At 66.5% G+C, this 8,323-nt stretch carries 7 protein-coding genes and 1 pseudogene; 4 read left to right on the top strand and 4 right to left on the bottom strand.

Going from position 1 to position 8,323, the window contains the following annotated elements:
* The 4 genes and pseudogenes from JCM9942_RS07225 to gloA all read left to right on the top strand — a co-directional run.
* Nucleotides 1-1,694 (top strand): copper resistance system multicopper oxidase (locus JCM9942_RS07225; RefSeq protein ID WP_054658762.1); only part of this gene is annotated, 1,694 nt, incomplete at its 5' end.
* Nucleotides 1,691-2,610, top strand: a pseudogene (locus JCM9942_RS20670) (copper resistance protein B). The gene JCM9942_RS07225 and the pseudogene JCM9942_RS20670, both read left to right, overlap by 4 nt.
* Nucleotides 2,611-2,736: 126 nt before the next feature.
* Nucleotides 2,737-3,261 (top strand): DUF411 domain-containing protein, encoded by a 525-nt coding sequence (locus JCM9942_RS07210; RefSeq protein ID WP_172675066.1) that lies wholly within the window; start codon nt 2,737-2,739, stop codon nt 3,259-3,261.
* A gap of 104 nt (nt 3,262-3,365) precedes the next feature.
* Nucleotides 3,366-3,893 (top strand): lactoylglutathione lyase, encoded by a 528-nt coding sequence (gene gloA, locus JCM9942_RS07205; RefSeq protein ID WP_054658751.1) that lies wholly within the window; start codon nt 3,366-3,368, stop codon nt 3,891-3,893.
* 70 nt (nt 3,894-3,963) lie between these two features.
* Here the strand turns inward: gloA and JCM9942_RS07200 are convergent, their stop codons facing one another.
* The 4 genes from JCM9942_RS07200 to JCM9942_RS07185 form a co-directional block, all read right to left on the bottom strand.
* The gene (locus tag JCM9942_RS07200; RefSeq protein ID WP_054658749.1) at nt 3,964-4,656 is read right to left on the bottom strand and encodes a M16 family metallopeptidase; all 693 of its coding nucleotides are present in this window, start codon (nt 4,654-4,656) and stop codon (nt 3,964-3,966) included.
* On the bottom strand, nt 4,653-5,306 hold the full coding sequence (locus JCM9942_RS07195) for an insulinase family protein (RefSeq protein ID WP_054658747.1): 654 nt from the start codon (nt 5,304-5,306) through the stop codon (nt 4,653-4,655). Before JCM9942_RS07195 ends, JCM9942_RS07200 begins: the two co-directional genes overlap by 4 nt.
* Nucleotides 5,303-6,667 carry a M16 family metallopeptidase gene (locus JCM9942_RS07190; RefSeq protein WP_083468454.1) on the bottom strand — a complete coding sequence of 455 codons (1,365 nt, stop codon included), beginning with the start codon at nt 6,665-6,667 and terminating at the stop codon, nt 5,303-5,305. The genes JCM9942_RS07195 and JCM9942_RS07190 overlap by 4 nt, the downstream gene beginning before the upstream one ends.
* A gap of 57 nt (nt 6,668-6,724) precedes the next feature.
* A partial coding sequence (locus JCM9942_RS07185) for a protein-disulfide reductase DsbD family protein (RefSeq protein WP_054658745.1) occupies nt 6,725-8,323 on the bottom strand: 1,599 nt, incomplete at its 5' end.

The raw sequence follows: 8,323 nt of genomic DNA, 5'->3' as shown, positions 1-8,323 counted from the left end.
CGTTCGCCGGCGCACCAGCGTCCATGGCCGTGCCCCCCGTGGAGCTGCGCGGCACCCGGTTGAGCCTGGCCATCGGCCGTTCGGCGGTGAACTTCACCGGCCGCAGCCGTGGCGCGATCACCGTCAACGGTTCGCTGCCGGCGCCGATCCTGCGCCTGCGCGAAGGCGACACCGTCGACATCCGCGTGGCCAACACGCTCACCGACGATGTGACCTCCATCCACTGGCACGGCATCCTGCTGCCGGCCAACATGGACGGCGTGCCCGGGCTGAGCTTCAACGGCATCGCACCCGGTGAGGCCTTCCAATACCGCTTCCAGCTCAGGCAGTCCGGCACCTACTGGTACCACAGCCATTCGCTGTTCCAGGAACAGGCCGGGCTATATGGCGCGTTGATCGTCGATCCGCTGGCGCCGCCGCCATATCACTACGACCGCGAGCATGTGGTGCTGCTGTCGGACTGGACCGATATGGATCCGGCCGCGCTGCACCGGCGCATGAAGAAAATGGCCATGCACGACAACACCTACCAGCGCACGGTCGGTGATTTCCTGCGTGACGCCCGCCGCGACGGCCTGCGGGACACCCTGGCCGACCGCGGCATGTGGGGGCGGATGCGGATGACACCCTCGGACATCTCCGACATCAACGCCCACACCTACACCTACCTGATGAACGGCACCGCGCCGGCCGGCAACTGGACCGGGTTGTTCCGCAGCGGCGAGAAGGTGCTGCTGCGCTTCATCAACGGCTCGGCGATGACCTATTTCGACGTGCGTATTCCCGGGCTGAAAATGACCGTGGTCGCCGCCGATGGCCAGTACATCCATCCGGTGAGCGTGGACGAGTTCCGGATCGCGGTGGCCGAGACGTTCGATGTGATCGTCGAGCCCAGCGGGCAGGATGCGTTCACGATTTTTGCCCAGGACATGGGCCGCACCGGCTATGCCTGCGGCACGCTGGCCGCGCGGCCGGGTCTGCAGGCACCGATCCCCGCGATTGACCCACGGCCGCTGCTGACCATGAGCGATATGGGCCATGACATGGGCGATCACGGCGGACACGCCGGCATGGAGGGTGGCTGCGGCGCCAACATGGGCATGAAGGGCATGGAAGGCGGCTGCGGTGCGGCGATGATGGGCCACGGCGGTCACGGTGCGGATGACAAAGCGCCGAAGCACAAGCCCAGCGAGGCCGGCAATCCGCTGGTGGACATGCAGACCTCGGCCAGCGAACCGAAGCTGGACGATCCGGGCATCGGCCTGCGCGACAACGGCCGCAGCGTGCTGACCTACGGCGCGATGCATTCGCTGTTCACCGATCCCGATGGGCGCGAACCGGGCCGCGAGATCGAGCTGCACCTTACCGGACACATGGAGAAATTCGCCTGGAACTTCGACGGCATCCCGTTCGGTGGCGCCGAACCGATCCGCCTGAAGTACGGCGAGCGTATGCGCATCGTGCTGGTCAACGACACGATGATGACGCACCCGATCCACCTGCACGGCGTATGGAGCGACCTGGAAAACGCCGAGGGCCAGTTCCAGCTGCGCAAGCACACCATCGACATGCCGCCGGGCACCCGCCGCAGCTACCGCGTCCGCGCCGACGCACTGGGCCGCTGGGCCTTCCACTGCCACCTGCTGTACCACATGGAAGCGGGCATGATGCGAGAAGTGAGGATCGAGGCATGAAGACACTTCCCCACTCCCTGCTGTTCCTCGCCCTGGCCACCAGCGGTGGCGCGTTCGCCCAGGATCCGCATGCCGGGCAGGGCAAACCGCAGGCCAAGGCCAGCGCGCACGATGCGCACGCCGGGCATGCGATGCCGCCTGCGGCAAAGAACGATCCGCACGCCGGGCACGCGATGCCGCCGAAAGCCGCCAGCGATACCCCGCGTGAACCGGTCCCGGCGCTGACGCCGGACGATTTCACCGCGGCGTTTCCGGTAATGAAGCCGCACGCGATGGAACACGCCCCGGCCTTCAACAGCCTGGTGGTATTCGACCAGCTGGAAGCCTGGGACAACGCCCATGGCGGGGGCCAGGCGTGGGGCATCGATGCCTGGTTTGGAGGTGACATCAACCGGCTGTGGCTGCGCAGCGAAGGTCACCGCAGTGACAACGCGCTGGGCGACTGGTCGGTCGATGCGCTGTACGGCCGGGCGATCTCGCGTGGTGGGATGCGGTGGCCGGCGTTCGCCATGACAACCACCGGCACGCAGCGGACCTGACCCGCGCCGGTTTCGGCTTCCAGGGCATGGCGCCGTACAAGTTCGAAATGTCGGCGATGGCCTATCTGGGCGGCAGCCGCAAAGCCGAGCTGGTGGTTGAAGCCGAGTACGACGTGCTGCTGACCAACCGGCTGATCCTGCAACCGGTGCTCGAGGCCAGCCTGGTCGCCGATGACGATCCGCGCCGGGCTGTCGGCAAGGGCCTGAGCAGCGTGGAGGCGGGCCTACGCCTGCGTTACGAGTTCAGCCGCCGCTTCGCCCCGTATGTGGGGTTCGTCCACGAACGCGTCTTCGGCAACACCGCCGACCTGCATCGCGATGCTGGCGAAGACGTCAGCGAATCGCGCTGGGTCGCCGGCGTGCGCTTCTGGTTCTGAGGATCAGGGACGGGCATGCCTCCGCTGCCCGTCCCGCGCCACTGCCGGCAGCTACCTCGGCATGTTCCCTACCGTCTCCCGCATCACCTCCGCACAGCGCGTGATGCCCTCCAGGAAGCAGATTCCATGATCATCCGTTCAACAGCGTTTCCCCTGGCCGTACTGATCGGCAGCTTGCTGCTGGTCAGTGCCTGCAACGCCGCCCCGCCGGCGGCTTCCGGCACCGCCTCTCCCCCTGCCGGGACAGCCACAGCGGCGCCGGCAGAGAACCGCCTGCCACTGGTGAAAGTCCACAAGGATCCGAACTGCGGCTGCTGTGGCGGCTGGGCCGAACACATGCAGGCGGCCGGCTTTCCGGTGGAAATCCACGACAGCGGCGACATGCTCGCGGTGAAACAGCGCCTCGGCATCGGCGAAGGCATGTACTCCTGCCATACCTCCGAGATCGATGGTTACGTGGTGGAAGGCCACGTGCCCGCCGATGCGATCCGCAAGCTGCTGGCCGAACGTCCGCAGGCGCGCGGCCTGGTACTGCCCGGCATGCCGATCGGCTCGCCGGGCATGGAATCCCCGGACGGCTACCGCCAGCCGTTCACCGTCGGCCTGCTGCAGATGGACGGCAGCGTCCGTGCGTTCTCGCAGCATCCTTGATGCCATTCCGGACGACGGCGGTTACGGCCGCCGTCATCCGGCGACCGGGAAGCGCACGTAAAATACAGGCCTGCGCCCTGTGCATTCCCCCTCAAGGAGCTTCCATGAGCCTCTCCTCCCTGCGCGAGCAGCCCGGCGTCGCTGCCGCCACGGCGGCTGAAACCCGCGGTTTCGTCTTCAATCACACCATGCTGCGGGTCAAGGACATCACCGCTTCGCTGGACTTCTATACCCGCGTGCTGGGGTTTTCGCTGATCGACCAGCGCGACTTTCCCGAGGCCGCGTTCAGTCTGTACTTCCTGGCCTATGTGCCGGCCGGCACCGCCATCCCCGAAGACGATGCCCAGCGCCGCCTGTGGATGGCCGGCATTCCCGGCGTGCTGGAACTGACCCACAACCACGGCACCGAGCAGCAGGACGGTCCGGTGTACCACGACGGCAACAGCGATCCGCGCGGCTTCGGCCATCTCTGCGTGTCGGTGCCGGAGCTGGAGGCGGCCTGTGCCCGCTTCGAGGCGCTGGGCGTACCGTTCCAGAAGCGCCTGAGCGATGGCCGGATGAAGAGCCTGGCCTTCATCAAGGACCCGGACGGCTACTGGGTGGAGATCATCTCCAATACCGTGCGCGCCTGAGCGGGTTGACGATGGAAAAAGAAAACGCCGGCAATGCCGGCGTTTTCTTTGTTGTCTGCCAATCAGGCAATCACTTGCCGAAGGTGCCGGCCTTGACCATCACCATCTGCTTGGGATCGATGTAGGTGCGGATGGCGGTGTTGATCTGCTCGCGGGTGACCGATTCGATCATCGACGGATAGTTGTCCAGCCACTCCAGGCCGACGCCACGTTCAACCGTGCCCAGGATCGCCGAGGCCATGCCATCGGTGTTGCCCAGGCCCACCTGGTAGCTGCCCACCATCGCCTGCTTGCGGCCGGCCAGTTCCTCGGCGGTGATGCCGTCCTTCCACCAGTGCAGCAGTTCACGGCGGGTGCTGGCGATACCCTTGTCCAGCAGTTCCGGGGCGAAGGTGGTGCTGATGGCGAAGCCACCGTCCATGTAGTCACTGCCCAGCAGATTGCCACCGATGCCATAGGTCAGGCCTTCCTTGGCACGCACCGCCGCCATCAGCCGGCCGGTGAAGCCCGAGCCGAGCACGTCCACACCCACCATCAGCGGCACATAGTCCGCGTCGGTCTGGCGCAGGCCGGTGCTCTGGCCGAAGAACACGCTGGTGCTGGACTTGTCCTTCATCGCGATGCTGTGCTCGAAGGTCTTGGGCTTGATCCGCGCCGGTGCGGTGCGCAGGTAATCCACCCCACCGCTCCAGCCCCCGAAACCGTGCGTCACCGCCTGCTCGATCGCCTTGGCATCCACATCACCGGTGAATACCAGGGTCATGTGCTCCGGGCCGTAGTACTTGCTGTGGAACGCTTGATCTGCTCCAGCGTCACCGCCGGCACCGCCTTGAGCATGTCCTCGCGCGGCACCGGGGCGTTGTAGCTGCCGCGCGGGAAGATGCTCAGCATCAGCGTCTCGCGCGCCATCGTGCCCGGGTTCTCGCTGGCCTGGCGCAATGCCGCCTCCAGCTGCACCTTGGCCTTGGCCAGCTCCTCGGCGGTGAATGCCGGCTCGCGCAGCTGTTCGGCCAACGCATCGACCACGGTCGGCATGTCGCGCTTGAGGCTTTTGCCGTAGACCGAGATGCGGGCCGGACCCGGGCTGATCGACAGCGAGGCGCCGATGCTGTCCAGGGCATCGGCAATGGCGAACTTGTCACGCTTGAGGGTGCCGGCCTGCAGCAGCATCGCCGTCAGGGTCGGCACCGCCGGGTTGTCGGACTTGGAGGCGATGAAGGCATCCCCCAGCGGCATGGCGCCGGTGATGGTGACCACGTCCTTGACGTCCATCGGATAGATGATCAGATCCACCCCCGCGGCTTCGGCACGCACGGCCGTGTCGGCGACACCGGCCTGCGCCAGCAGCGGGCTCAGGCAGAAGCTGGCGGCCAGCACCAGCGGAAACATCAGATTGCGCTTTGCGTTCTTCACTTGCTGCTCTCCGGCACGAACCAGCCGACCGTGCTCTGGTCTGCGTTGAAATATTTGCCTGCCACGCGCTTGAGATCATCCGAGGTGACCTTTTCCAGCTCGTCCAGGAAGGTGGCGTACTTGGTCCAGTCACCCAGTGCGATGTACTCGTTGAGCGAGTCGGCGGCCTGGTCGGTGCCGTCACGGCGGAACGCCACATCGGCACGGTACGGGCCCAGCACGCGCTTGATCTCCTCGATAGCGGCACCTTCGCGGGCGACCTTGCCGATCTCGTCGTTGATGATCTTCTCCACCTCGGCGTGCTCGACGCCCGGCGCCAGCACCGCGCTGAGCATGAACAGGCTCGGATCACGCTGCTGGTACATGCCGCCGGAAACACCGACCGCCTTGGAGGTATCGACCAGGGCGCGCGACAGGCGGCTGCCACGTCCGCCCTGCAGCACCAGCTCCAGCACGGTCAGCGCCGGGATGTCCGCATCCAGCCCGGCCGGGCCCTTGAACGCCATCATCACCGTGCCCGCCTCGCCGGCACGTCGCAGGATCACGCGGCGCTCGCCCTGCTGGGCCGGCTCGGTGGTGTACACCTCCGGAATGGCATGCGGCGAACGCGGCACCTTGCCGAACTCCTTGCCGATGGTGGCCAGCAGCTTGGCCGGCTCGACATCGCCCACCACGGTCACGGTGGCGTTGTTGGGCCAGTAATAGGTGTCGTAGAACTCGCGCAGCTTGTCGATGGAGACGTTCTCGATATCGCTGCGCCAGCCGATCACCGGATGATGGTACGGCTGGGCCTGGAACGCGGTGCTCCAGATCAGCTTCATCAGCGCGCCGTTGGGGTTGTTCTCGTTGCGCTCGTACTCGTTGCGCACCACCGTCATTTCGCTCTGGCGGTCCTTCTCGCGCAGCAGCAGGCCGCGCATGCGGTCGGCTTCAATGGCGATATAGCCGTCCAGCGCCGAGGGCGGCAGGGTGGCGTAGTAGTTGGTGCGGTCCATCGAGGTGGTGGCGTTGAAGCCGGCACCGACGCGGTCCAGGTAGGTGTCCACACTGTTGCCCTTGCTGGCGTCGTAGTGGGTGCTGCCCATGAACATCAGGTGCTCGAGCAGGTGGGTGCCACCGGTGGAGCCGGTGACCTCGTTGCGTGACCCCACCCGGTAGGTGATCTGGAAGGTGACCACCGGCGCGGCATGGCTGGGCAGTACCAGCACGCTCAGGCCGTTGCTGTCCAGGCGGTATTCGTCGATGCCGTCCATCGACTTGATATGGGTGAAACCGTCAACCTTGACCGGTGCGGCCCAGGCAGCCGGAGCTGCCATAAGACCGAACGCAAGGCCGACGCACAGCAGGCGTGGCGAAATCATTCGTTGCTTTCTCTTCGAGGTGCGCACCAGGCGCGTGGATATTCCAGACATGACCGTTCAGTCCTGCCTGCGGGGGGAGGGGGTTTCAAACGCGGCCAGCACGATGTCCGGCGTCAGCACTTCGGGCATTTCCTGCGGCGCACTGCCGTCGGCGCGGTAGACCAGGTTGAACGGCACCGCGCTGCGGCCCCATTTCTCCAGTTCCGCGGTGATCAGCGGATCGGCATTGGTCCAGTCCGCCTTCAGCGTGGCGATGTTGTGGTCGCGGAAATAGCTGCGGACCCGTTCCGAACTGAACACGACCTTCTTGTTGACCTGGCAGGTGGCGCACCAGCGTGCGGTGAAGTCGATATAGACACCGCGGCCTTCGCGCTGCAGTTCCTGCACGCGCTGGCTGCTCCAGGCTTCCCACTGCACCTGGTCCGGTGCCTGTGCCCGCGGCCAGCCCAGCACTACTGCCAGCACCAGCGCCAGCACGGCGGCGCCCATGCCGATACCGGCACGCGTTCCCTTAACGCCCGGACGGGTGGCCCGCCCGTACAGCCACAGTGCGAACGCGGCCAGGGTGAGCGCGCCGATCACGTTGAACAGCGCCGCTTCCTGCAGCTGTCCGGCCAGCACCCACACCAGGTAGCCGACGGTGGCATACAGCGGGAACGCCATCAGCTGCTTGAACGTCACCATCCAGACGCCCGGACGGGGCAGCAGATCCACCAGCTTCGGGAACACCGACAGCAGCAGATACGGCAGCGACAGACCCAGCGCGATCACGGTGAACACCACGAACGCCTGCGCGGTCGGCAACGCCAGCGCCGCGCCCAGTGCCGGCGCCAGGAAGGGCGCGCTGCACGGCGTGGCCACCAGCGTGGCCAGCATGCCGGAGAAGAAGCTGCCGCCGATACCGCTGCGCGTCTGCAGCCCCGACCCGATGCTGGTCGCCCGCACTCCCACTTCAAACACACCGCTCAGGTTCAACGCGAACGCCAGCATCACCAGGGTCAGGCCGAACACGAACGGTGCCGACTGCAGCTGGAAGCCCCAGCCCAGTTGCTGGCCGCCCTCGCGCAGCATGGCCAGCACGCCGGCCAGCGCCCAGAACGAGAGCAGCACGCCGGCGGTGAACATCAGCGCGTGCAGCGTGACCTTGCGACGGTCATTGCCGGCCTGCTCGATGAAACCCACCACCTTCAGGCCCAGGACCGGGAACACGCACGGCATCAGGTTCAGGATCAGGCCGCCGAGCAGCGCGAACAGCAGCACCGTCATCGACAGGGCCACCGGCCCGCTATCGGCCCTGGCCGGTTCGCCACTGTTGCCCAGATCGTCCAGGCTGATCAGTGCCGCAGCCTCGGCCTCGCTGGAAAACGGCACATCGACCTGGACCCCGCGGTAGACGCCCTGCGTATCGGTATACGCCAGCACCCCGCGCAGACGCGCGTCATCGGCCATCTGCTCGGCCGGATCCAGCGGCAGTTTCAGCAGCGCGCGCGCGCCGCGGTTGCCGATCGTCTGCGGGATCTTGTAGGAGACGAAGCTGTCGGCCGGGAAGAAATGCAGCTCGGCGATATCGGCCGGCGCACGCACCCGCAATGCCAGGTTGTCGGGCGCGCGGGTGGCCGCCAGCTGCCAGCCGTCACTGCTTGCCGGCATCGGCTG

It is taken from the genome of Stenotrophomonas pictorum JCM 9942 (assembly GCF_001310775.1).
Taxonomy (GTDB): domain Bacteria; phylum Pseudomonadota; class Gammaproteobacteria; order Xanthomonadales; family Xanthomonadaceae; genus Stenotrophomonas; species Stenotrophomonas pictorum.
The sequence above is the reverse complement of the archived record's forward strand: the minus strand, read 5'-3'. Positions and strand labels throughout refer to the sequence as shown.

Bases quoted from the DNA above. Each gene is read 5' to 3' on its own strand.
- JCM9942_RS07190 (WP_083468454.1), bottom strand. From the start codon at position 6,667: ATGATTTCGCCACGCCTGCTGTGCGTCGGCCTTGCGTTCGGTCTTATG.
- gloA (WP_054658751.1), top strand. From the start codon at position 3,366: ATGAGCCTCTCCTCCCTGCGCGAGCAGCCCGGCGTCGCTGCCGCCACG.
- JCM9942_RS07210 (WP_172675066.1), top strand. From the start codon at position 2,737: ATGATCATCCGTTCAACAGCGTTTCCCCTGGCCGTACTGATCGGCAGC.
- JCM9942_RS07200 (WP_054658749.1), bottom strand. From the start codon at position 4,656: ATGACCCTGGTATTCACCGGTGATGTGGATGCCAAGGCGATCGAGCAG.